This is a genomic window from Halomonas sp. A020 (genome assembly GCF_027943625.1).
GTDB lineage: Bacteria > Pseudomonadota > Gammaproteobacteria > Pseudomonadales > Halomonadaceae > Vreelandella > Vreelandella piezotolerans.
The window spans coordinates 2,729,395-2,754,123 of record NZ_AP022850.1 but is presented as its reverse complement, the minus strand read 5'-3'; the positions used below and the strand labels follow the sequence as shown (position 1 = coordinate 2,754,123).

The 24,729-nt window shown below is 57.9% G+C and carries 24 protein-coding genes; 11 read left to right on the top strand and 13 right to left on the bottom strand.

Annotated features, from left to right (window positions below):
• Positions 1-11 precede the first annotated feature (11 nt).
• Entirely contained in the window at positions 12-305 is a 294-nt protein-coding gene (locus FRH_RS12845) for a winged helix-turn-helix domain-containing protein (protein ID WP_139528467.1), read from the top strand.
• Here the strand turns inward: FRH_RS12845 and FRH_RS12840 are convergent.
• From FRH_RS12840 to coxB, 4 genes are read right to left on the bottom strand one after another with little or no spacing between them, the layout of a single operon-like run.
• Positions 226-2,532, bottom strand: coding sequence for a cation-translocating P-type ATPase (locus tag FRH_RS12840; protein ID WP_348773451.1), 2,307 nt, complete (start codon positions 2,530-2,532; stop codon positions 226-228). The two genes, FRH_RS12845 and FRH_RS12840, sit on opposite strands and share 80 nt — an antisense overlap.
• Positions 2,523-2,867 carry a hypothetical protein gene (locus FRH_RS12835; RefSeq protein WP_139528466.1) on the bottom strand — a complete coding sequence of 115 codons (345 nt, stop codon included), beginning with the start codon at positions 2,865-2,867 and terminating at the stop codon, positions 2,523-2,525. Before FRH_RS12835 ends, FRH_RS12840 begins: the two co-directional genes overlap by 10 nt.
• 4 nt (positions 2,868-2,871) lie before the next feature.
• The gene (ctaD, locus tag FRH_RS12830) at positions 2,872-5,397 is read right to left on the bottom strand and encodes a cytochrome c oxidase subunit I (RefSeq protein ID WP_139528465.1); all 2,526 of its coding nucleotides are present in this window, start codon (positions 5,395-5,397) and stop codon (positions 2,872-2,874) included.
• The gene (coxB, locus tag FRH_RS12825; protein ID WP_139528464.1) at positions 5,394-6,458 is read right to left on the bottom strand and encodes a cytochrome c oxidase subunit II; all 1,065 of its coding nucleotides are present in this window, start codon (positions 6,456-6,458) and stop codon (positions 5,394-5,396) included. The genes ctaD and coxB overlap by 4 nt, the downstream gene beginning before the upstream one ends.
• Positions 6,459-6,526: 68 nt before the next feature.
• Between coxB and FRH_RS12820 the strand changes: the two genes are divergently transcribed.
• Entirely contained in the window at positions 6,527-6,988 is a 462-nt protein-coding gene (locus FRH_RS12820; RefSeq protein WP_139528463.1) for a DUF2231 domain-containing protein, read from the top strand.
• Positions 6,989-7,028: 40 nt separating this feature from the next.
• Here the strand turns inward: FRH_RS12820 and FRH_RS12815 are convergent, their stop codons facing one another.
• The 8 genes from FRH_RS12815 to FRH_RS12780 all read right to left on the bottom strand — a co-directional run bounded on the left by FRH_RS12815 (position 7,029) and on the right by FRH_RS12780 (position 13,289).
• Positions 7,029-7,454 carry a CopD family protein gene (locus tag FRH_RS12815; RefSeq protein WP_139528462.1) on the bottom strand — a complete coding sequence of 142 codons (426 nt, stop codon included), beginning with the start codon at positions 7,452-7,454 and terminating at the stop codon, positions 7,029-7,031.
• A 92-nt stretch (positions 7,455-7,546) separates the two neighbouring features.
• Positions 7,547-8,347 (bottom strand): DUF2797 domain-containing protein, encoded by an 801-nt coding sequence (locus FRH_RS12810; RefSeq protein ID WP_139528493.1) that lies wholly within the window; start codon positions 8,345-8,347, stop codon positions 7,547-7,549.
• A 46-nt stretch (positions 8,348-8,393) separates the two neighbouring features.
• Positions 8,394-8,678, bottom strand: coding sequence for a DUF1315 family protein (locus tag FRH_RS12805; protein WP_139528461.1), 285 nt, complete (start codon positions 8,676-8,678; stop codon positions 8,394-8,396).
• A 41-nt stretch (positions 8,679-8,719) separates the two neighbouring features.
• On the bottom strand, positions 8,720-9,571 hold the full coding sequence (locus tag FRH_RS12800) for a rhomboid family intramembrane serine protease (protein WP_139528460.1): 852 nt from the start codon (positions 9,569-9,571) through the stop codon (positions 8,720-8,722).
• Positions 9,572-9,769: 198 nt separating this feature from the next.
• Positions 9,770-10,756, bottom strand: coding sequence for a metallophosphoesterase (locus FRH_RS12795; protein ID WP_139528459.1), 987 nt, complete (start codon positions 10,754-10,756; stop codon positions 9,770-9,772).
• Between the two features lies 1 nt (position 10,757).
• Entirely contained in the window at positions 10,758-11,690 is a 933-nt protein-coding gene (locus tag FRH_RS12790; RefSeq protein WP_139528458.1) for an NAD(+) kinase, read from the bottom strand.
• Between the two features lie 110 nt (positions 11,691-11,800).
• A complete protein-coding gene (locus tag FRH_RS12785) occupies positions 11,801-12,670 on the bottom strand; it encodes a carboxylate/amino acid/amine transporter (protein WP_139528457.1) in 870 nt (289 codons plus the stop codon).
• 85 nt (positions 12,671-12,755) lie between these two features.
• Positions 12,756-13,289, bottom strand: a complete 534-nt coding sequence (locus FRH_RS12780) for a YqaE/Pmp3 family membrane protein (RefSeq protein ID WP_139528456.1) — start codon at positions 13,287-13,289, stop codon at positions 12,756-12,758.
• A 142-nt stretch (positions 13,290-13,431) separates the two neighbouring features.
• Here FRH_RS12780 and FRH_RS12775 point away from each other — a divergent pair, with 142 nt between their 5' ends.
• From FRH_RS12775 to FRH_RS12750, 6 genes are all read left to right on the top strand, one after another.
• Complete coding sequence (locus tag FRH_RS12775) at positions 13,432-13,839, top strand: CBS domain-containing protein (protein WP_139528455.1); 408 nt, start codon at positions 13,432-13,434, stop codon at positions 13,837-13,839.
• 279 nt (positions 13,840-14,118) lie between these two features.
• On the top strand, positions 14,119-14,478 hold the full coding sequence (locus FRH_RS12770; RefSeq protein ID WP_139528454.1) for a hypothetical protein: 360 nt from the start codon (positions 14,119-14,121) through the stop codon (positions 14,476-14,478).
• Between the two features lie 27 nt (positions 14,479-14,505).
• On the top strand, positions 14,506-15,372 hold the full coding sequence (locus FRH_RS12765) for an AraC family transcriptional regulator (RefSeq protein ID WP_139528453.1): 867 nt from the start codon (positions 14,506-14,508) through the stop codon (positions 15,370-15,372).
• Positions 15,373-15,626: 254 nt separating this feature from the next.
• A complete protein-coding gene (putA, locus tag FRH_RS12760) occupies positions 15,627-18,818 on the top strand; it encodes a bifunctional proline dehydrogenase/L-glutamate gamma-semialdehyde dehydrogenase PutA (protein WP_281996968.1) in 3,192 nt (1,063 codons plus the stop codon).
• Between the two features lie 343 nt (positions 18,819-19,161).
• Positions 19,162-20,661, top strand: a complete 1,500-nt coding sequence (gene putP, locus FRH_RS12755; protein WP_139528451.1) for a sodium/proline symporter PutP — start codon at positions 19,162-19,164, stop codon at positions 20,659-20,661.
• 197 nt (positions 20,662-20,858) lie between these two features.
• Entirely contained in the window at positions 20,859-21,485 is a 627-nt protein-coding gene (locus tag FRH_RS12750) for an OmpW family outer membrane protein (protein WP_239286066.1), read from the top strand.
• A gap of 70 nt (positions 21,486-21,555) precedes the next feature.
• Here the strand turns inward: FRH_RS12750 and FRH_RS12745 are convergent, their stop codons facing one another.
• Positions 21,556-21,888, bottom strand: a complete 333-nt coding sequence (locus FRH_RS12745) for a YqcC family protein (RefSeq protein ID WP_153843965.1) — start codon at positions 21,886-21,888, stop codon at positions 21,556-21,558.
• Between the two features lie 285 nt (positions 21,889-22,173).
• Between FRH_RS12745 and FRH_RS12740 the strand changes: the two genes are divergently transcribed.
• The 3 genes from FRH_RS12740 to rimK are packed head-to-tail and all read left to right on the top strand — an operon-like array spanning position 22,174 to position 24,658.
• Positions 22,174-23,217: a DUF3549 family protein gene (locus FRH_RS12740; RefSeq protein ID WP_239286068.1), complete on the top strand. Its 1,044-nt coding sequence runs from the start codon at positions 22,174-22,176 to the stop codon at positions 23,215-23,217.
• 52 nt (positions 23,218-23,269) lie between these two features.
• The gene (locus tag FRH_RS12735) at positions 23,270-23,710 is read left to right on the top strand and encodes a RimK/LysX family protein (RefSeq protein WP_153843938.1); all 441 of its coding nucleotides are present in this window, start codon (positions 23,270-23,272) and stop codon (positions 23,708-23,710) included.
• Positions 23,711-23,749: 39 nt separating this feature from the next.
• Positions 23,750-24,658 carry a 30S ribosomal protein S6--L-glutamate ligase gene (gene rimK / locus FRH_RS12730; protein WP_139528447.1) on the top strand — a complete coding sequence of 303 codons (909 nt, stop codon included), beginning with the start codon at positions 23,750-23,752 and terminating at the stop codon, positions 24,656-24,658.
• Positions 24,659-24,729: the final 71 nt, after the last annotated feature.

Here is a 24,729-nt window from a genome sequence, read left to right as displayed (position 1 = left end):
ACGTTATCTCCATGTCGCTTAGCAAAACGAAATCCAGTTTTTACCGCCGCCTTTACGTGGCTCATTTGATCGAGCAAGGCGTGGCCAGCGTGCCCGCCCTGATGGAAGCCACCGGCATGCCCAGACGCACCGCACAGGACACCATTACATCGCTAGGGGAACTGGATATCGAGTGCGTGTTCGAAAAAAGCGACGGCGAACGCCACAACATTGGCCACTACACCATTAAACAGTGGGGAGCGATTGACCCGCAGTGGGTGACGTCGAATGCGGAGCGTTTGGGTCAGGCGCTGGGATATCGCTAGTCTTGCTAGGCTCTGACCATGCAAGTCGCGCTGCATTTAACGTCACGCTGAACGAGCTTGCCGCCATCGCCAGCACGGCGGCTAAGGGCGGAACCGCCATGATGATCACCAGCCCCAGCGCCAGCGTGTTATAGAGTGCCGAAAATACTAGGTTCTGCATCATGACTCGGCGTGTGCGCTTAGCCAACGAGAGTAAACACACTACACCACTCACCCCTGGCCGAAGCAGCTGCGCGGCGGCACCTTCACGGGCGGCGTCGCTGGCTTGCATGGGGACGACGCCTACCCCGGCTTCGGCAAGGCTCAAGGTATCGTTCACCCCGTCGCCCACATAGAGCGTGGGCGATGGCAGCGCTTTGAGCAGTGCCGCTTTGGCTTCCGGCGAACGCTGGGCGTAGCACGCATTGTTTGCTAACCCTACCTGCTGGCCAAGCCAGCCCACCGGGCCCTGGCGGTCGCCGCTGATCAGCGCCACGATGTACCCTGAGCGCTTTAATTCGGCAAGGCTCGCTGTCGCATCGCTCACCGGCTGGTCGGCACAGTAGAGCGTGGCGAGCCAACCATGGCTATCCGCCACGACTACCTGCGATGCAAAGGCGTTGTCAGGTTGATGAGCGCTATCTGGCAAGGGCGCGCCAAGCTGCTGCTCTATCCATACGGCGCTACCTAACCACCACTGCTCTGCGTTTTGAAACGTGACTTGCTGGCCTTTGCCGGGATGCTCCTCAATATGCAGAACGTTATGAAACACGTTGGACGGCGCCGCTGTTTCAACCGTGCTGGCCCAATCCCGCAATCCGCTGGCTAACGGGTGCTCGCTTTGACTGACGGCGCTGCTTAGCATCGCCCGAAACTGCGTGAGGTCTTCGCTTTGGCGCAGCGCGGCATTCACTACCTGATGCTGCCCACGGGTGAGCGTGCCGGTTTTATCGAAGGCAATGCCGCGTACGTTGGCCAGCGTTTCAAAAGCAGAAGGGTCGCGCAGAGCAATGCCCTGTTGTAACGCCTGGCTGCTACCGGCGAGGCTTGCCAGCGGGACCGCCAATCCCACCGCGCAGGGACACGCCACTACTAAAACAGACAGCGCACGCACGGCTGCGTCTTCCAAACCAAGGCCCATCAGCAGCCCGAGCGGAAGTGTCAGCACCGCCAGCAGCAGCGCTACGGGGCTTAGCCATGAGGCAAAGCGGTCGGCCAGCTTGTGCAATTCGCCCTTTTTTGCCTGGGCGCGGCGCATTTGCTCGCACAGTTTATCCATCCGCCGCTGGCCGACGGTAGCAGTCACAATCACCTTCAAAGGCGCAGCGTTTAGCCTCGCCGCATAGCGGCAGCCCGCATAGACGCGCTGCCCGGCATGCAGATAACGGGGCACGCTTTCCCCGGTTAGCGTGGCGGTATCCAGCCAGCCGGGCGTGTCCAGCAGGCCATCCAAGGGCACCTGCTCACCAGGGGGTACTTCAATCACGGCTCCTATGGCGACTTCCCCAACGGGCTGCGTGTCGCGCTGCCCGCCTTGGCAAACTACGACATCAGCCTCCGGCAGCCTTAGTGCATCAAAGGCTTTGAGCCCCCGCTGCCTGCACAGGGTTTCGACCAGCCGGCCCACCAGAAGTAGCACGATGAGCATCACTGCGGTATCGAAATAGACCTCGGAAGAGCCGCGTAGGAGCAGCCCTACCGAGACCACCATGGCACCAAGCACCCCCAGGCTTACCAATACATCCATGCCGGGGCGCTGGGCCAATAGCGTGCGCCACCCCGCTCGATAAAACGGCAGACCGGAATAGACCACTACTGGCAGCGAGAAGGCACCGGCCACCCACGCGACGACCAGCTCTATGGCGGCATTAGGCAGCGCGCCCGCATAAATCAATAGCGACGCTAGCATGGTCCACATGCCCAATACCGCGCCCACGATAAGTCGCAACGATAAATAGCGGCTCTCTTTGGCAAGGCGCTGTTGAGCATCGTGCACAGGCTCCAACTCGCTTAGCCGATAGCCTAGCCGCGTCACCACGGGAGCTAACGCCGCCAACTGCGTTGCAGCGGGAGTGCCGTTTACCCATACCGTTGCGGTCGGATAATGAACGCTGGCCTGCACGACGCCTGGAAGGCGAGCTAATGCGCCCTCCACCGCCAGCGCACAGCTGGTGCACCACATACCGTGAAGCGTATAGAGCGGCGCCTCTTGCTTGGTAGCAACGTGTTCGGCCTCGGTTACAGGCAAGGCGGCACACCTATGATCGGCAGCCCCGCAAACGCCACCCCAAAGGCCGAGAACAGGTAGAGCCAACCGGATACCACCGCATGGAAGCGCTGTCGCCCCTGGTGCTGTTTGGCCGTGCGACAGCTCCCCCAGCCCAAGAGCACAAGCCCGGCGGCACAGATTAGGGTAAAACCGCCCAAACCTACGTTGAGGAGCGTTAGCGCTCCCGCCTCGGGCGGAGGGGGGGTGACCGCGCACGCCACGGAAAGGCCGCTATACACGGCCACGAACCAAACGCTCCAAAGCGTTAGCCCCACCGCCAAATGGATAGGATGAGTAAAGTTGAGTCGTTCCATCGCCCTACCCTCCTAACACGCGGGGCAGCACCGCTAGCGCCGCTATTAATAGACCAAAGGTGACCACGTTATAGCGCCACAACAGTGTTACGACGCCAGGCTCAAAAGGCGCATGAGCGCCTACATAGCCATAGCCCACTCGCAGCCCTTGTAGCACGGTCAAGATGACGGCTAAACCGCCGTGGAACAGCGCATAGACAAGGCCGACCAGCATCACTGCGTCATGGGAGGTTTGCGTAGGAGCAAGCTCAGCTTGCCAAAGCGCCCAGCCCGTTAGTCCCACCTGAAGTCCGCCTAACGCAGCGGCTAGATAGAAGCCTGCGCCTAGACCAGCATCACGCTGCTGGCGCAGCCCACGCACGAGTTTTTCCATCACTGCGCTGCCGACTAAAACCGCCACGCCAGCCACCCCCATCAATAAAAGTGAGAGCGGCGGCGTCTCAGGCATGCGCCACTCGGGCGAAACGGTCCAGAGATAAAACCAACCAAACAGATAAGAGAGAAAGAACGAGCCATTGGCAATCAGGAAAATCCCCATCGCCCAGAGGCCGGGGCCATCCATGGTGCGCGAGTGAAGCGGTGGGTCGCCGGGTTTGACGCCTGCATCCGGTGCCGCCTTGGGGTGGGCACCGTTCTCCCAAGACCAGCGCAGCAAAAAGATACCGGCAATGATCACGAATACACCTGCCAGTAGGTACACACGGGTGAGAAGACTAAGACATACCACCGCCAGGGCCGACGCGGCAAACAGTGGCCACCAGGAGTTGCCAGGCAGATGAATGATTTCCCGCACGCTGCCGGAAATCGGATCGGTGCCCCACATCTCCCGCCTGCCGTGTGAAGCAACCGCCAGCGAGTGCTTACCTTCGGCCATGGTATGCGGTAGGTTGGGGTCATCCCACAGCGGGTGTCGGGTTTCCACGCGGGGTAGACTGACGAAATTATAAGCGCTGGGCGGCATGGTATTCGCCCACTCCAGCGTGTCGGCATTCCAGGGATTATGCTGGGCGGGCTTACCAAACCGGAAGTGTAGCGCGATATCCAGAAGCACCATGGCAATCCCCGCTGAAAGCACGAAACTACTCACCGACGAGAGCAAATTGAAAATTTCCCACCCAGTCCCCGCTTCATAGGTGTAAATCCGTCGGGGCATACCGAGCAGCCCGGTCCAGTGCATGATCAAAAACGTGCCATTAAAGCCTAGGAAGGTCAGCCAGAAGCCCCAACGCCCCAGGTTCTCGGAAGGCATTCGCCCGGAGAAGAGCGGCAACCAGTAGTACAGCCCAGCAATCAGCGGGAAGAACATGCCGCCTACCAGCACGTAGTGCATATGGGCCACCACGAAGTGAGTGTCGTGCACCTGCCAATTGAACGGCACCAGCGCCAGCATGACACCGGTAAGCCCACCACACACGAAGATGACCAAAAAGCCCATCACCCATAGCATGGGCAGCTTCATTTTGGGTTTGCCGAGCCAGAGCGTAGCCAACCAGACAAAGACTTGAATCGCCGTGGGCACGGCCACTAGCATGCTGGCCGCCGAGAAAAACGCCTGGGCCAGTTGAGGTATGCCGATGGTGAACATGTGGTGAACCCACAGCCCAAAACTGATAAAGCCCATGATGGTAATTGCCGCCACTACCCAGCCGTACCCCACGATGGGCCGTCCGGCAAACACGGGAATCAACGTCGAAATGATCCCGGCAGCAGGCAGAAAGATGATGTACACCTCTGGGTGGCCAAACAGCCAGAAAAGATGCTGCCATAACACTGGATCGCCGCCGCCCGCAATTTGGAAGAACGGCATGCCGACCGCGCGCTCGAGTTCTAACAACACGCTGCCCAAGATCAGCGGTGGGAAGCCCACCACGATCATTAGCGCCATGGCGAGGATGTACCACGCAAACAGCGGCATCTTATGCAGTGCCATGCCCTGGGTGCGGGTGCGTAAGATAGAGACGACCAGTTCCACCCCCGCCGAGAGCGCCGAGATCTCCACGAAGGTAATGCCTAGCAGCCAGAAGTCAGACCCAAGATCCGGTGCAAACTCCTTACTGCTCAGCGGCGTGTACATGAACCAGCCGCTGGACGGTGCCATCTCGATGATCAAACTCGACGTCAGAATGATCCCGCCAAACAGATAGCAGAAGTAACCCAGCGAAGTAAGGCGTGGGCATACGAGATCCCGGGCACCGATCATTTTCGGAATCAGATAAATCGCCAGCCCCTCCAGCATGGGGATCGCAAACAGGAACATCATCACCGTGCCATGCATGGTGGTCACCTGGTTGTAGATCTCCGGTGACATGAAGTTTTGGTCAGGCATCGCCAGCTGGGTGCGCACTAGCATGGCGAGAATGCCGCCAATCAAGAAAAATACCATTCCTGTGATCATAAAACGCAGGCCAAGCGTCGTATGGTTCACGATGGTGAGCGACTTCAAACCCTTTGGGTTGCCCCAAATATCGTGCAGGTCTTCGTGTAACTGCTGCGGGTCCTGCTCTATTGCTTCTTGATTCACGCTTTTCATGGGGTCAAGGTCTCCAGCCAAGCACCCAGGGCATCCAAGGTGTCCGTGTCGATGTCGTTATGGGTAGGCATTTTGTTACCTGGCTTCAACGCTTGGTGGCGTTGCAGCCACTGGCTCACCGCGCCCTCTTCCATAGCCATTGCGCCCGCGCCGAGCGTTGTTCGGCTTCCCACATCCGAGAGGTTTGGCCCGACACCGCCTTCACTAACGCCCGCCACGCGATGGCAACTCGCGCAGTGGGTCATAAAGGCGTCTCTAGCATCGTCATGAGTTGAATCTCGCGTTGCCAATTCGCTTAGCGTGGCTTCCTGCCGAGCCGCCAGCCAGGCCTCGAAGTCGTCACGGGGTACGGCTTCAACGTATAAATGCATATGCGCATGGCCTACTCCACAGAGCTCGGCACACTGGGCACCAAACACGGCGGGCTCATCGGCTTCCAGGCGAATTTTATTCACTCTTCCCGGCAGCATGTCGATTTTGCCGCCCAGGCGCGGCACCCAAAATGCATGTATCACATCCGCGCCGCTTACATGAAAATCCACAGGCTCTCCGGCGGGCATGACGAGCTGGTTAGCAGTGACTACCTCGCCCCCTTCGGCACCGGGATAGCGCACCTCCCACCACCACTGATGGCCAATGACTTCGATCACTTCAGGCGGTTCATCGAGCGGCAGCGGCAGCATGCGCTGCCCAGCGGGCACGCCAAACGTCAGCAGCGCCGTAATGCTGGCAATGGGCAAGACGAGGCCACCCCCAATGATCCAGCGCCGCGCGATACGGCGCTCTTGCGCGGGTGTGCGCTCGACGTTATGCGGTTTGAAAGCGTATAGCCAAACCACGGTGACCCCGACCAATACAACGGTGGCAAACACCAGCATCACCCACCAAATTAACCGAACGTCTCTTGCGGCAGGCCCTGCAGGGTCTAAGATAGAGCTGTCGCCGCTGCAACCCGCAACGCCGAACAGCAAGCCAAGCCCTAGCCAACAGGCCGCTTGACGGGTTCGCGGCACGGCGCGATACGACATGCTGGTGGACGTGGCGCTATTGCGTTCCCTCATGAGCGTTTTCCCTGACATGCAGTTGATCTATCAAACTGTTTTGATTTGTCTAACCACAGGAAGTGATCATGACACAGACGCCCCAACGCTCGATCAAAAGCCGCGCATCGCTGGCGGGCCATCCGCTTCATCCAGTGATGATTCACTTCCCAGTGGCGGCGCTGATGGCGTTGGTTGCCTGCGACTTGGCCTACTGGTACACCCAGGATACGTTCTGGCTGCGCGGCGGGCTTTGGCTGGCGGGCGTTGGCGCGTTTGGCGGCTGGGTTGCCTCGGTCGCGGGCATCATCGACTTGGTCACCGTCGCTCGCATCCGCCGACTGATTACCGGTTGGAGTCATGCCATCGTGGCCGTGGTGATGCTCTCTTTGGCATCCCTGAACTGGCTGCTGCGCTTCAACGAACCCAGCGCGGTGCTGCCCTGGGGCTTGGCGATATCGCTGGTCACGGCAAGCCTGATTGCACTGGCCGGATGGCTGGGCGGCCAACTGGTGTATGAACACGCGGTAGGCGTGGAAGTAGAATCGTAGCCGCTCGAAGCCAGCTATCATCTCTGGGGTTGCCATTGAGTTAGCTCCATTCCAGCGGTTTTGAGAGCACAAACCCAAGGACGCCAAAGATACCCAACACCGCCAGCAACAGCGCGCAAAGACTGGCCATCTTGACGCCCTTGAAAATGCCCATTTCCAAACGCAAGATGAGCCAGCCAAAGCAACCATGGGCGACCACCATCACCACCACGGCGCCCAGCTTGAGAATCAACCAGCCGCCCAGCAAGCCGTGTAAAAGAAACAACAGCGTGCCAGAGGCGATGGCAGCGAGCGCAGCAGGCGTGGCAATGGAATTATAAAAAAACCGCGGCATAGGCGGCGTGCCTTGGGCAAACCCAGCATCTTTACGCAGCTGAAGCGCTTGTAATAACAGCGCTGGCAGATAGAGAAGTGAGCCGCACCAAATAACCAGCGCGGCAATGTGCAGCAGTTTTAGCCATGGCATCGGGGCTTCCTTGCGTAACGAGGGCAGTGTCTGTAGTGACTTACTAACCCTAGTCAACCGATGCCACTCTGGCTAGGCAAAATGCCTAATTTTCAGCCGACCGAAATTTCGTAACCCGTGAATTTACGTAGATTAATCACTCCCGTATCAAGCATGAGGTACTGCCCTTTGATGCCCTGGAGTATGCCTTCGACCAGGGGCCGTTTATCAAAGTTATGCGATACGACTTTGCGCGGAAACGTCGCAACGGGATACTCAAACTGCAAAGGCGCTTCATCTAAGGTACGGATGGCGTCCTCGCCGTGTACACGGCGTAGCTGGTCTAACCCATCACCCAGGGTGCCCAGCAAGCGGTCGCGTTCGGCGCGGAGATCGAGTGGTTCGACCTCACCTTTGAGCATCGCACGCCAGTTGGTGCGGTCGGCCACCTGCTCTTTGAACAGCATTTCGACAAACCCGGACTGCTGGCGGGTATTCACTTCGAGAATCGGCAGCGCCTGAATAGCGCCTTGATCCAACCAGCGGGTGGGCATTTGGGTTTTGCGGGTAATTCCCACCTTCAGTCCGGACGAGTTGGCAAGATAGACGATATGAGGCTGAAAACAGTGCGCCTCGCCCCACTCCGGCTCACGGCAGGTGCCTTGGTAATAGTGGCAGGTCTCTGGCTTCATGATGCAGGTATCGCACTGCGCCAGTCGCTTGAAACAAGGGTAGCAGAAACCTTGGGCAAAACTTTTCTTGGTTGCTCGCCCACAGTGAGTGCAGGCAATGGCACCACTCCAAGAGAGGCGCAGCGGCGTACCAATACGCTCGTTCAACGCCACCCGATGCTCACCTGCGCGCAGGTGGTAAACCACCGGTTCGTCTTGGCGGCTAGGCAGCGCCGCCGCCATTTTCTGCAGACATCCTTTAACCGGAGAAATATCTGGAATCAACAGATCAGTCACGCGTGGCATCCCGGCCCAGGCCCGCCATTTCGGGACTCACACCGGCACCCGTCGCACCTGCACCGCAGGTGCGCCGTTCCAAGTACCCTACGCGGCTCTCTTCCGGGACGTTGTTTTCGACTTCGTAACGCATGACGGCTTCCAGACACAGCTCGGTTTGCTCGGTCGTCAGGCGGCGCCCATCGGGCCATTTACGTAGCGAGACTGCCTGTTTCAGACTTTCATAAATCGCTGGCGTCATTTGGTTGATCATTTTATCGAAGGTCATATCGCTCACGGTCAGCACCTCACGTCTTGGCTGCGTTCAAATTGGTGGTATCAAGCTTTGCGTCGTTGAGAAGAATAATACCAGCCTGAGGCGAGCCCCACGAGCAGACCACCCAGGTGAGCTTCGTTGGCCACGTTGCCAAAGCCGACGGTACTGGCGATATCGGTCATGGTGAACACCATCCAACCCAGCATAAAGACCACCAGCATTTGCGGCACGAAAAAGCCACTGTTTGGGACACGGCGGGACATGAGCCACACATGGCCCAATAGCGCATAGACCACGCCGGACATACCGCCAAACAGCACCGTTCCGGTGACGTATTGCGCCAAGTTGGCACCGATACCGGCGACGAGAAGCAGGAGCAGCATCGTTTTACTGCCTTGCAGCAGCTCGATTTGCCGTCCGAAGTACCACACCCACATCAGGTTGAATATCAGGTGCATCCAACCAAAATGCAGGAATGCGGGGGAGAGCAGACGCCATACCTGCCCTCCCAGCACGGTATCCGCTAACGAACCGTACACCAACTGGCCACCGGAAATACCCACTGGCACGATGGTCAGGGCCACCACCAGTAGATCGCCCAGCACACCACTCAAGGCGAATATCAGCAGGCTAACGCCGATCATGAGTGCCGTGATGGGTACTTGGCGCAGAACAACCGCCCAATGTTGGGTACTGCGGGGTCGACGGGGACGCTCCTGCTCCCGAATGAGCGGTTCGCCGCGCTCCCATCGCTCGACCACGGCCCGCAGCTCGTCATGCTGGCGAGGGTCGGCGACCCACAATAGCTGGCCCTCCGCTTCGTCGGTGATGCGATGACCAATGCGGTAGTGCCACAACGCTTTGCGCAGTGCTTGTGTATCTGCGCCCGGGGGTAAGAGCATGACGGGATGCATGGCATCTCCCTAGTATCCAAGTGGTCGTGCAGCTTGCGGCCCGTTGCCAACGGAGAAGCAAAAAAATCCGGCGGAGGGGGCCGCCGGATAAAAGCAAGGGATCATTCAAGGGAACACTTACTCTGATATCCAGCAAGAGGGTTAGTTCAGCCGTTTTGCAAAAATTATGTAACCTTATGTAACCATTCTGCTTGATACTCAATCAAAATCGATTTCCCAAGGCTTGGGCAGCGCCCGCTCCTCTCTAGGCACTTGAATCCAAACGAAATGGTCAGCATTCAACTGTGTTTCACCGCTCCAACGATACGCCACTAACCGGCCAAACTTGACGGCGCTATAATCCAAACAAGCGATATTGGAAGCAGGCAGTGCAGGAATACCCTCACACCAGTAATGACCGATGAAGAGCGGCGGCTGATCGGGGCCGTAATAACTAAGCCGCTGCCGTTCGCTTTCGCTGAGTGGCTGCGTCTCTAAATCACCGGGAAGGTTATCAGGCTGAAACACCACATCGCCCCACTGCTGTGGATTGGCTGACCAAAAATGCGCTCGAAAAGTTTGCCGGGTAAAGCCATCGCCTGAATGGATCGCCACCCCTTTCGGTAACCGTATATGGGGACCGCGGGTGAGTCGATCAAGGATGCGATATGCCTGAGAGGACGGGTCAGTGGACTCCACCAAAAACTGGCTATCCATACGCGCTGTAGGCGCGCGCTGCTTGAGCTCATGGATCAGCGCGTCGTCCCAGCAGGCGTGCACGACACGGATTCCATCCAATTCCAAAAAGAGCGGAATGGTTTTGAACCACGCCAGCGTATCCTCCCACTCGTTGGTGTGATCACGGTACTGATTCAGCGTATCTTGAATGATGCGGTTGTGGCGTGGCGTATGCTCGCGAAGCCAACGCTTGCCGCTCCCGGCAGGCGCTGGGTGGGTATAGGCCAACGCGTTGTACTCGTGATTGCCCATCACGATGTGCGCCTCGCCCGCCTCTACCATGCGTCGTGCAATCGTGACGGCGAGCCGGATGCGCGGTCCGCGATCGATGAGATCGCCTAAAAAGATCACTTTGCGCCGAGGATGGCGGTAGACACCGCTACGCTGGTGATACCCCAACCTCTCGAGCAGCGTTGCTAGCGTTGCGCCGCAGCCATGGACATCGCCGATTAAATCATAGCCCTCCATATCAATCCCCTAGCCGATGGCTCCAGCCGAGTTTACTGCGCAGCACATCGTAAAAATTGTGCCCAATAGGGTGCACTAACTGAACGCGCTCTGGCTTACGGGTAATGACCAGCACATCGTCAGGTTTGGCCACCGCACGTGTTTGGCCATCGCAGCTAATATGCGGGTAGGTCTGGTTGGTTTCGCCGATGTGAATACGTATTTCGCTGGCCGCATCGATCACGATGGGACGACTGGAGAGGGTATGCGGAAACATGGGCACCAGCGTCACCACATCCAATTTTGGGTGCATGATAGGCCCGCCGCCTGACAGTGCATAAGCAGTTGAGCCGGTCGGCGTGGCGACAATTAGCCCATCGCTACGCTGGCTATAAACGAACTGTCCATCGATGAACAGCTCGAACTCGATCATGCGCACCGCTTTGCCAGGGTGTACGACGACCTCGTTCAAGGCGTCACCGTTGCCTACCGCTACTCCGTTGCGGTAGAGCACTGCATCCAGCAAAAAACGCTCTTCGACTTCGAATGCGCCTGCCAATACCTCGCCGACCCGGTTTTCGAGCTCATCCGGTGAGATGTCGGTGAGAAAACCCAACCGCCCACGATTGACCCCCAGGATCAGCGTCCCGCTGCGGCATAGGGTTCGTGCGGCACCGAGAAGGCTACCATCCCCACCCACGACGATCACTAGGTCACATAATTCCCCCAGCATTCGACGGCTCGCTTCAGGTACGCCGTGATGGGACAGCGCCGTAGCGGTACGGTCTTCGATGAGTACTTTATAGTCATGCTCGGTCAAGTAGCGGACCAAGCGTTGAAGGGAGTCAACGACTTTGTCGCTGCCCAGACGGCCAATCAATCCAATCGTCTTGAACGGCGTCGCTGGATGACGAGGGCTACCAGAGGGGGAGCCTTGCGATGGGGTGGTGGACATGGGCAACTCTCGCTAGCATCAGCCCACATTATGGAGAGGAAGACAGTCACGAGCAAATTACCCGGCGCGATGGCGGCTTGCACGGCGCCGGGAAAAATCAGCGATTTAGCTTAGCTCGCCGCCCACTGGCGGCGCTGCAGCCACCAGTGGTTCAACCATAGCGAAGCGCCCATGATGGCAGCCCCCAGCAGTAACTTGCCAAGATCGGCATCGCGGTTCCAGATGACGAGATTGACGACCAGACCTGCAGGCACAAGCGCGTTGTTCATGATGGCCAGCGTACCCGCATCCACCTTAGTGGCACCCTGGTTCCAAGCGAAATATCCCACCCCCGACGCGACGAGGCCCAGCCACGCCAGAACGCCCCACTGAAGTGACGTCGAGGGTAGCGCCGCACCGTTGCCGAACAGCAAAAACGCAGGCAACGCCACCAGCATGGCGCCAATGAAGAACCAGCCAAACACGTTGTGCCACGCCAATGTCGGCGGAAGATCGGCTGCAAGACGACGGTAGCCGACTTGGCCAATGGCAAAACATAGGTTCGCGCCCTGCACGACCAAAAAACCTAACCAGAAACCGCTATCAACGCCATCGTAGCGAATGACCCCAGCCCCGATCACCGCGAGCACGGCGGTGACGAGATAGATAGGTGTAAAGCGCTTGAACATCAAATCGTCTAGCAGCGCGATGTAAACCGGCGTAAAAATAGTGAACAAGAGCACTTCTGGCACGGAGAGCAGTAAAAACGAGTGATAAAAGAAGGCATACATCACACCGAGCTGAATCGCGCCCAGTGCCATCAACGCCAGCCGCTGCTTACCGCGCAGCAGGCTTGGTCGTAAAAAAGGCAGAAATACCAGCATGGCCAACGTCACGCGCACCAGCACGGCAAAGTAGCTATCTACCTGCCCAGCGAGGTAGACCCCAATCAACGAGAACGAAAACGCCCACAACGCCGTAACGCCTACTAGGTAGCCCATCAGTAAACCCCAAAGAAGAAGATAGTTGACGACAATTATACGTCATTCACCTCTCCTGCCAATGCGCCAAGAGCGCAAAGCGGATTTATCGTTTACTCAACCAGACCAACGCGTAGATGATGCCTGGTATCCAACCCGCCAACGTCAGTAGCACACTAATGATCACGCGCCGCGCACCTCCGTCGGTCAGCCCGAGGGCCAAGGGTGGTAGCAGTACGGCCAGTGCTCTATAGGCCCACTCGAGCGCTGCCGGCTCGTCAGGAGTTACTCGGCTATGGACGGCAGGGGCTGGCTGCGCGCTGGCGGTGGCCTTTTCGACCATTGGCGGAGGCGTAAAGTGCTCGACGGCAGCATTGGCCTGCTCAGAGGCCGCTTTCTCACGAGCGAGCGCCTTACGATGTGCCTCTTTGTCTATCTTTTGCTCTAGGGTGTCGGCACCTTCGGCAAGATCGTCATGGAAACGCTCCCAATCCTCCCAATCATGCGGAGTGCCTGATTTGGGGCGCTGCTGACCCGAACCTCGGGCACGCTCCCAGGCTTTCTCTTCCAGCGTATTGGGCTTGTCAGGATCTCGGTCCAAGCCCACGCCCTTGCGATTCAGGTATTCACGAGCGTCCATCACGACTCCTCACAGCATTCGAGGCTGATTTGAAAAAGCAAAGCGTTGAATAGAGACAGTATGGGGGCAGCGCAGAGTGAGTTAAATCACCTACAGTAAGAGAATCGGCCGCGGCCTGTCGATCACGATGAGGAGTGCTCTCATGAACAAAAAAATTCCGGATACCGTTAGAGACATCATGTCTCGTGACTGCTACCGCGTCTCAGGAGAGACATCCATCACGACGCTTGCCCAAGGGCTTGCGTTACATCGCCTGCCGGGGGCACCGGTCGTCGATATGTCGGACCGTTTGATCGGCTTCATCTCCGAACAAGATGTCTTGGGCCGCGTACTCGACAGCATTTACCATGACCACGAAGCCCCTCTGGTGAGAGAGCTGATGCGTCAAGACGTGCTGACCACCACCCCCAATAAAAGCGTGACCGACCTCGCGCAAGAGATGCTCGGCGCCAAACCGAAGATTTACCCCGTCGTCGAGCAGCATCGCTTGGTAGGGATCGTCACACGTCGTGACATTCTCATGGCCTTACTCACGATTCGTCGTCATTGAGTGCGACAACACCAAAGCGTTAGAGTCAGCCCAACGTACCTACAAAAAAAACCGCTGCTTGGGATAAGCAGCGGAAGCAAGGGATCGAAAACAATAGCCAGAACAACACTATTAGCGACTGCCATCGCTATGTTGCCTGTACACACTCAGACACTGCTCAGGGAAAAAGTTCGCAAAAGGTTAAAATTTTCGTCTCGGCGGGGGCAGGCGTATACTGGGCAATGACTCTGATGCGGACGCCACGAGTGACGTCCATTCTGATGCGGCCGGGAGCGTGAGATGGCACTTTATTTACTAGTGTTGGGCGTGTGTGTACTGGTCATAGGCGCCGTGCTGTTGGTGCTGATGAACGCCGGAACCCCCCGCTACCGCACTGAGCCAAAAGACCTGATTACCCTCTTTGACAAGGCGTTGGAAAGCAGCGTGAGTGAGACCGAGTGGAATGCATTGATCGGTTACCCCATTCGCCACGATGAGTATCTCGACAATATTCGTCGCCGCGCGTCCCATTTGATGGATACCCATGGCAGGCGCTGGCAGATTGCTCAAGGCAAACCGCTGCTCAACCAGGAGGGTTACGCAGAGCTGAAAGCACTGCGCGACCATTTGGCGGCACATACAGCGCTTCGTCAGCGCTAACCACGCTGTAGCGACGAGGAGAACCGTATGCCGAGCACCATCCGACAAATACCTCTGGAAACGGCGACGAAGCATCACTCCCACGACTTTCATCAGATCGTCATTACACTGTGTGGCTCGTCGGAGTTTGAGATCGAGGGCTTGGGTGGGCGTGTGAATGCGTTTTCCGGCTGCATAGTACCTGCCAACCATGAACACTACTATTCGGGCAATGGCCACAATCGCCAACTGATTTTGGACCTGCCCGAGGACGCGCCCGCCCTTACCGGCGAACATCGCGAGCTGGTGGCGCTTTTCGATGCGCCGCGTTTTTTCGCGCTGGATAGCCCACTGCGCCACTATCTAACCTTTGTAGAGAGCGAGCTGGCCCGAGGATTTGACAACTCGGCGACCTCGTTTCAACAAGACCGTCTAGCCGCCACGCTGCTGGGCTCGCTAAAAGCGCGATTGGGTGCGTCGGGCGCGACGAACCAGCGCCGGATCAACCTCGATCAAATCGATCGTTTCATTCGTCGTCATTTGGCTGACGAGCTACGCGTGGCAGATCTAGCCAAACTTGCCTGCCTGAGCGAGGCGCATTTCTCCGAGCGTTTTCGCGCCCAAACGGGTCTATCGCCTTGGCAGTATGTTCGCAGACAGCGGCTACACGCGGCGCGCCAGCTCATTATGCAGAGCCGCCTGCCGTTGACCGATATTGCCATCCAAACGGGGTTTGCCAATCAAAGCGCCCTCTCCCACGCGTTTCGGCGCAGCTATGGCGCTTCACCACGCCAGTTACGGCAAGGCTTCGCGAATCCGGCGCTCGATACCGTCCACAGCTCAACGAACCACTCAACGGTTCTTCCACCCTCCGGTCCATCGGTAAGTCCGGGCATATTCTCTTCGCGCCGATAGGCATTCGGTTATACGAACACGACGCCGTTGAACTGAGCCCTCGCCAGTGCCTGCCAACTCTACTAAAGTCGTAAACAGGTACTGCTTGCCGAGAAATTGACACGTTTTGCCATGAAAACGACATACACCTAACGGCGGCTAGCTCTAAATTCGATCGTCAGACTGGGCACCAGCCCTGCCATCACTTTTTTAACGGTAGCCAACCCAGCTATCGTTAAAGTTGCTCGTTTCAGACCTGTCTTACGGGGGCTCCAATGCTCAATGCTAAGAAAATGCGTGACTCTGCCACCTGGCAAACCGACCTCGATACACTCATGCAGCGTGTCAGCGAACACTACATCGTCGACGAAGATGCTTACGTGGGCGAGCTGATCAAGCTGCTCAACGCCGATCAGGACGATTTCGCGCGCATTGAAGCCAACACGGCAGCGCTGGTACGCGACGTTCGCAACATGGACACCGCTGTCGATACCATCGACGAGCTGTTGCAACAGTACAGCCTGGATACCCACGAAGGGCTCATGCTGATGTGTCTCGCCGAGGCGATGTTGCGTATTCCGGACAAAGCTACCGCCGATGCACTCATCGAAGATAAATTGGGGCCAGCCGATTGGCAGTCCCACGTAGGCAAGAGCGAGTCGTGGATGGTCAACGCCTCGACTTGGGGCCTGCTGATGACCGGCCGGGTATTGAAGCTGGATCATCCTAAAGAGGGCCAGCCCGCCCATTTCATCAATCGCATGGTGAACCGCATGGGCGAGCCGGTCATTCGTCGGGCAATGACCGAAGCCATGAAAATCATGGGTAAACAATTCGTATTGGGCCGCGACATTAATGAAGCGCTAAAGCGCTCTAAGCCGCTGTTCAATAAAGGTTACACCTACTCTTACGACATGCTGGGCGAAGCCGCCCGCACCCGCGCCGACGCCAAGCGCTATTTCGACGATTACGCCCGTGCCATCGAGCAAGTTGGTAAAGCGTGTAAGTCCCTGGGCGACAAGACGCCTGCCCCCTCGGTCTCCATCAAGCTTTCCGCTCTTCACCCGCGCTATGAATTCGGCCGCCGAGAGCAAGTGCTGGCCGAGTTGGTGGATACCGTCATCCAGCTGGTCACCAAAGCACGCGAGCTGGATGTGGCGGTGACCATCGACGCTGAGGAAGTCGATCGTCTGGAGCTTTCACTTGAAGTGTTCCGGGCGATTTATCAAAGCGACGCCGTCAAAGGCTGGGGTCACTTTGGCCTAGTGGTACAGGCGTACTCGAAGCGCGCGCTACCGGTGCTGCACTACATCAACCGCTTGGCCGACGAACAGGGCGATGAAATTCCGCTGCGTTTGGTCAAAGGGGCGTACTGGGACAGCGAGATCAAAGAGTCGCAGCAGTTGGGTATCGATGGTTACCCGGTTTACACCCGCAAGGCGTGTACCGACGTAGCGTATTTGGCCTGTGCGCAGTTCTTGCTCTCTGACGACACCCGTGGCCGCATCTTCCCGCAGTTCGCGACGCATAACGCCCACACCGTCACCACCATTTTGGAACTCGCGAACCACGACAAGCGCCCGTTCGAATTCCAGCGTCTGCACGGTATGGGCGAAGCGCTTTATGATGCGGCCCTGGAGCGTGCGCCCAAAGGCACCTACTGCCGTATCTACGCGCCGGTCGGGGCTCATAAAGACCTGCTGCCTTACTTGGTTCGTCGCCTGCTGGAAAACGGCGCCAACTCATCGTTCGTTCACCAGATCGTCGATCCCGACGTGCCGGTAGAGTCGCTGTGCCAGCACCCCATTGACACCCTGCGTCAACAGAAAACGTTCTATAACAAGCGTATTCCGCTGCCGAAAGACATCTATGGACCCAAACGTCGAAACTCACGCGGGGTCAATCTCAATATCCGTAGCCACTACTACCCGCTGATGGAGAAGATGGGCGGGTTCATGGACAAGCAGTACCCCACCAAGCCGCTGCTAGCCTTCGATGTGGCCGATGACAGCGCCAACACGCATCGCGTAACGTCGCCATTCGATCGTCGCCAAACCGTCGGTAGCGTGCAGTGGACCAGTAAAGAGCAAGCGGCGAAAGCCCTCGATGCCGCCTGGGAAGCCTTCCCACGCTGGGACGCGACGCCCGTCGCCGAGCGCGCGGCGATTGTGCGTCGGCTGGGCGATCTGATGGAAGAGCACATGGCGGAGCTGATGACGCTCTGCTCCCGCGAGGGCGGCAAGCTGCTCACCGATGGCGTCGATGAAATCAAGGAAGCGGTCGATTTCTGCCGCTACTATGCCATGCGTGCCGAGGCGTCGTTTGGCGAGCCGATCGAACTGCCTGGCCCGACCGGTGAGTCCAACCGGTTGACCATGGGTGGTAAAGGCGTGTTTGCAGCCATCAGCCCCTGGAACTTCCCGGTGGCGATCTTCTGCGGACAAATCGTTGCCGCCGCCATTGCAGGCAACACGGTGCTGGCAAAACCCGCCGAGCAAACCTCGATCGTTGCCCACCGCGTCATCGAGCTGTTGTACGAAGCCGGTATGCCCCGCGACGTGGTGCAGCTATTGCCGGGCGACGGCCCGACCGTGGGCAGCGTATTGACGTCTGACCCGCGCATTACCGGCGTGGTCTTCACCGGCGGCACCGACACGGCGCAAATCATCAACCGCGCATTGGCCGCCCGCGAAAATGCGCCGCTACCCACGCTGATCGCCGAAACCGGCGGTATGAACGCGATGATCGTCGACTCGACGGCCCTGCCGGAGCAGGTCGTCGTGGATGTGATTCAATCGGCGTTCCAGAGTGCCGGTCAGCGCTGCTCGGCCCTGCGAGTGCTCTACCTTCAGGAAGACGTCGCTGATCGCGTCATCGAAATTCTTAAGGGTGCGATGAGCGAACTGCGGATCGGCGACCCCCGCGACCTGGGCACCGATGTCGGCCCCGTCATCGATGAAGACGCGCGTAAAGGCTTAATGGCGCACATCGAAAAGCTCAAAGGCGAAAACCGCTTAGTCGCCGAAACGCCTATGGCCGCTGAACACACCCAGCACGGTACGTTCGTGCCGCCAGTGGCTTTTACCATCGATAGCATCGATGCCCTTACCCGCGAGCAGTTTGGCCCCATCCTACATATCGTGCGCTACAAAGCACGCGAGTTGGACAAGGTCATCAACGACATCAACGGCCGTGGATATGGCCTGACGTTTGGGGTACATAGCCGTAATGAATCCTTTGCCGCTGAAATAGCGCAGAAAATTCGAGTAGGCAATGTGTATATCAACCGTAATATCATCGGGGCTGTCGTGGGCGTTCAACCGTTCGGTGGACAGGGGCTATCCGGCACTGGCCCGAAAGCGGGCGGACCGCACTATTTGCAGCGCTTCGTGACCGAAAAAACGATTACTAACAACACCGCCGCCCTAGGTGGCAACGCGTCACTTCTGGCGCTAGGGGATGAGTAACGGCTCGTCCATACAACTAACCTGATCTCCTGAAAAGGAACCGTCTCATGGTTGACAATAATAGAGCAACTGCCTTGACGCGGGGGGCCTTCACGGGCCTCCCGCCGGGCACGGGGAACACGAGATACGCACGTACCCATCAACTCTCTCATGCTTCGACGAGCGAATGCGCGACGCTTGGCAGTAGAAGAGCGACTCAGGATTAACAACAACAAGGCTGCTGATGGCCGCCATGGCCTGGCCAACGCAGCCCCTGTCGACGCTCGCCGTGTACAAAAGGGTCAGCACCCGCAGTCGCTTTTGTACTTATCGTAGCGTCGTCCTCACAAATTGGAGAAGTTTCATGGCTACAGGTGTCTGGATTAGCTTATTTGGTTACTTTGCGCTGATGATCGCCATTGGCGTGTACGCAATGCGCAAATCCACGTCTTCTTCTGAAGACTATATGTTGGGGGGGCGAACTCTTAGCCCACAGGTCGCCGCACTTTCCGCGGGCGCTTCGGACATGAGCGGCTGGCTGCTGTTGGGGTTGCCCGGCGCCATGTTCGTATCGGGCCTCGGTTCCGCCTGGATCGGGATCGGCCTGCTGGTCGGGGCGTTCTTTAACTGGCTGCTGGTGGCGCCGCGCCTGCGTGAGCAGACCATTCACTACGGTAACGCCATCACCATCCCGGCCTTTTTGGCCAATCGCTTCCCGACCCGGGCGCTGTCACTGCGCACGGTATCGGCCATCGTCATCGTGATTTTCTTCGCCGTTTACACGGCGTCGGGCCTCGTCGCTGGCGGCAAGCTGTTCGAAAGCGCATTCACGGGGGTTTATAACTTCGGTGACATGAGCAATTACGCCATGGGCGTGGTCATCACCCTGGGCGTGGTATTGATCTATACCGTCGTGGGCGGCTTTTTGGCGGTGAGCATGACCGACTTCGTGCAGGGCTGCATCATGATGTTGGCGCTGATCATCATGCCAGCCGTAGTACTGTTCGGCGAAGGCGGCGGCGGTTTCTCCCAGGCCTCCGAAACGCTGAATAGCGTTGACCCCACCCTGCTCTCTTGGACGACCGGCTTGACCTTTATCGGCTGGCTGTCAGCGGTTACTTGGGGCCTTGGCTATTTTGGTCAGCCGCATATCATCGTGCGCTTCATGGCCATCCGCTCACAAAAGGATGTGCCCATTGCGCGCAACATTGGCATGGGATGGATGCTGGTATCGCTCATTGGAGCCGTTTCTCTGGGCTTGGCAGGTCGTGCGTTTGCCGTTCGTAATGGGCTGGACGTACAAGACCCAGAAACCATCTTCATTATTCTAGCCAACCTGCTGTTCCATCCGTTGATCACCGGCTTCCTGTATGCGGCGCTGCTGGCGGCCATCATGAGCACCATCTCTAGTCAGCTGCTCGTCTCCTCTTCCTCGCTGACCGAGGATTTCTATCGTCTCTTCCTGCACAAAAATGCCACTGAGCAGCAGTGTGTGGCAGTGGGGCGGGTCTGCGTCGTGCTGGTCGGTATTGTGGCAGCCTTTATTGCCTCTGACGAAAACTCCCAAGTGCTGGGTCTGGTCAGTAACGCCTGGGCGGGCTTTGGTGCAGCCTTTGGCCCGCTGATCATCTTGTCACTGATGTGGCCACGTACTAACGGTGCGGGCGCGGTAGCCGGTATGATCGTCGGCGCAGTAACCGTCATGGTATGGATTGCACTGGGCTGGAACGGCTCCTTCATGGGTGGTCCCGGCGTGTATGAAATCATTCCAGGCTTCATCGCCTCGTTCATCGCCATTCTGGTCGTCAGCAGCGTGACGGCAGACGCCGGTGAGTACAAGCATATCGACCGTCAAGAAGCGTAACCCAAGATAGGATGCAATAAGCTCAGCGGGGCAACCCGCTGAGCTTTTTTGTGCGCGGTACTTTGTGTCGAAAGTTTCGAGCCACAAGAGCACCGCGATTGCTCCAGGTCAAGAACGCCTTCGCCCTGACTCGATACACTGTCCGCATGATTGCTAAGCAACTCACTTCCCTAAAATGAACGGTCAGGAGCGACGCCATGCGCCTTTTATCACTTCCCACCTTACTCGCCACTGGGTTTGCCGCTGCCACCTTGGCCATCAGCAGCCAAGCCATTGCCTACGGTGCCGGCGACTTTTTCACCCGTGTAGGGGTCGCTAAAGTAGCCCCCAAGAGCGACAACGGCTCGCTGGCAGGCGGTGCCTTCGCAGTGGATGTTCAGGATAAAACCGACTTCGCGTTCACCTTGGGCTACCGCTTCCACGATAAGCTGGGCGTCGAGCTGCTGGCCGCACTCCCCTTTGAGCACGACATCCAACTCAACGGCGAGAACCTCGCCTCTACCAAGCACCTGCCGCCGACCTTAACCTTGCAGTACTATCCGTTGGGCGGAAGCGACGCTCGCGTACAACCCTACGTTGGCGCAGGCATCAATTACACACGCTTCTCCGATGAGCAGCTAGCGATTGGCGAACTCGATCTCGACGACTCCTGGGGCGCTGCCGCCCAAGTTGGTTTCGACCTGCTGATCGACGAACATTGGGCATTGAATGCTGCCGCCTGGTACTTGGACATCGATACCGATGCCACCGTCAATGGTGCCGCTGCAGGCACCGTTGCCATTGACCCCATGGTCGTCATGGCAGGATTGAGCTATCGTTTCTGAAGCGACGCAGTCTCCACAAAAAAATGCCCAGGGCGAGCGCCTTGGGCATTTTCGTTGATGAGACACGCTCTTAATTCTCGGTGACGATTTGGTCGACACGCTCCACTGCTTTGACGACGAGCACTTGGTCACTGGCCCTGAGCTTCTCCTGCATCATGTAAGCCGCCACCGCCGGGGCAACGTCGCACTTGGCAGGCATGGCGGCTTTGGCATCGATTAACGCGTTCAGTCGCGCAATGAACACATAACGCACCCATTGAGGCAACGACATGGTATCGATACAGAAAGGCTGCTGGCTGGCAAACGCCGACGCCTCGGGCGTAGGGGTGCGCCATAAATTCGCGGCCTTCATGGCGGCTTCAAGCTCGAGAAGCGCGGTTTGAAGCTGTTGATGGACGCTCATAAACACCTTGGGGTTGAACAATGTTGACATCCATTATCCCAACTCTGTGGGTAAGTTGCTACTCGTACGCCTCTCTCGAAGTCGTTATTCATAGATTCACAGAAAACCTGCAAGAGGCTGTGGATAAACTATGGAAAGGTGTCGCCACCGTTACTCTCACGCGGCTTACACAACGTTGTTCAATTTTTAACCACCTAGACAATAAAGCGCGGATTAATCAGCGCTTGCGGCTGACAGTGGCAAACCAGCAAGGTAGAGTGCAGGCTTGAAAAGCGGAAGGATGTCATGCAGCCAATTCACACCCTTGATGAGTTTTTTACGCGCAGCGGTGCGGAGGTATCGCTTTACCATATGGGGCGCCGGGTCACGTCGTGTCCACGAGACGTATTGCGCGCTTTCGAGAACGCCGAGCACGCATGGCCCGAGCCTTGGCAGGGTCAGGCACGGCTCGCCATCGTATTCCGTTTGGGAGCCATGGAAGAGCCTGCCATTTGGTTCTTGGCACTGCCACTGGACGAGCAAGGCATGCTCTCGCCTGCCCAGCGTGACGGTTTCATCAACCGTCTGTTGGAAACGCTTGGGCGCAATGCCGCCGCCACCGACCTGGGCGCCGCCGACACGGCAGACGTCGATCATCTGATGAAAGATAATCCACTGGCGTTTACGCCGGACATTACTTTTCAGGCCATGCTCAATGCCCGGGCTACCCATACCCATGGCCTATCTGCCAGCCAGCACCTAGAGGCTGTGGAAGCGTATTTGAGCGGCCAACAGACGATCGACTGGCAAGCTTTGGGGCTACAAGGCATTGCCGATTACGTCGTTCGCTTGGATAACGAGACCGCAGAGGCGCTCGCCGGCCGCATTCCCGGCCTGCCGACAAGTGTGATCCACTCCCTCTGCTACTGCTTGGAGCACCAACCCTTGCCGGATGCGCTCGTCGAAGCTCTGTGCGCGCGTGGCGAGGTGGCAGCCAGCGAGGGAGATTTAGAAACGCTGTGCGCCTGCGTGCGGTCCGTTGGCAGCTCCCGTGCAGCTCTAGCAGGCGAATGGTACAGCCACCTGCTAAACGACCCGGCAGCCTGCGGCCCAGATTTGATGGCCGCCATAGCCGGACGCGGCTGGCCATGGCTAGAAGACGCCGAACGCCTTCCCAGGTTCCTACAGCGCTTGGCGGAAGACGAGCGCAGCCACTTTGCCTCCGTGGTACGCGACATTGCGTTGATTCCTCGTCTACGCTTACCCGTTATGCTTACCCTACGTGACGCGCCTGCGGGTTCCGCTATCCAGGCGCGTTTATCGGCCATGCAGTCTTCGCATAACGGCTAACAACAAACGTCATCACTATGTCTTGTTTTTCTTATATCGTCAGGAGTGCACTGTGAAGGAATTACCCTATCAGGCCAAAGCGGTCATCGGCCGCCGCGAAATGGTGACGTTACCTGAGTTAGGGCTTCACCTCTGCTGCAAAGCCGATACCGGTGCGCGCACGTCGGCACTGCACGCTGAAGAGATCGAAACCCACGAAGATGCCGACGGGCAGCTATGGGTGAGTTTTTTGACCCATAGCGGCGGACCAGAAACCCCAGCACACCGCTACCGTTTACACCTACACGACCGTCGACGCGTCACCAGCTCAAACGGCCATAGCGAGTGGCGCTATGTGATTAGAACCCCTATGCAACTGGGCGAACTGAACTTTCCGGTTGAACTCACCCTGACCGACCGTAGCAATATGCGCCACGCGATGTTGCTGGGCAGGCGTGCCATGCGCCGCCTGCTCGTCGCCCCCGGTGCCGCTTTTTTGCACGGCGAGCCTTGAACACTTTTAAACGGCAACTTTTTTAAACCGGAGCCTTGCATGCATATTGCCCTGCTTTCGCGTAATCGCAACCTCTACTCTACCCGCCGACTGGTGGAAGCCGCCGAACAGCGCGGCCACACTGCCCGGGTTGTGGATACCCTGCGCTGCTATATGAGCATCGCCTCGCACCACCCCTCTATTCACTATAAAGGCGCGGAAATCGAGCCGTTCGATGCGGTCATCCCTCGTATTGGCGCGTCGGTGACTTTTTACGGCTGTGCGGTGCTACGTCAGTTCGAAATGATGGGCACCTACGTCCTCAACGACTCGGTCGCGATTACTCGCTCCCGTGACAAGCTGCGTTCGCTACAGCTGCTCTCCCGTAAAGGCTTGGGCCTACCCATTACTGGTTTTGCTCACTCCCCTGACGACATTCCCGACCTGATCACCATGGTGAAGGGTGCCCCCCTGGTCATCAAGCTACTGGAAGGCACTCAAGGCATTGGTGTGGTATTGGCAGAAACCAACCAAGCCGCAGAGTCCGTGATTCAAGCCTTCATGGGCATGAAAGCCAATATCATGGTGCAGGAGTACATCAAGGAAGCACGCGGCGCCGATATTCGCTGTTTCGTCATTGGTGATAAGGTCGTCGCTTCGATGAAGCGACAAGCGGCAGAGGGCGAATTCCGCTCTAACCTACACCGCGGCGGCACCGCTAGCGTGATTCGCATTACCCCAGAAGAGCGTTCCACCGCAATTCGTGCAGCCAAGGCGATGGGACTGCGCGTCGCGGGCGTGGATTTGCTTCGCTCGAACCACGGCCCGGTGATCATGGAAGTCAACTCGTCTCCCGGACTACAGGGCATCGAGAGCGCCACCGGCAAGGATATTGCCGGCATGATCATCGAGCATATCGAAAAGAATGCAGTGCCTGCTCGCAAAGCACCACCCAAGCCTAAAGGCTAACGGTCAATTGTAAAAATAATCCCCATTAGGGGTGGCAAATCAACGCTGCCACCCCCACAATCTGCGTCACC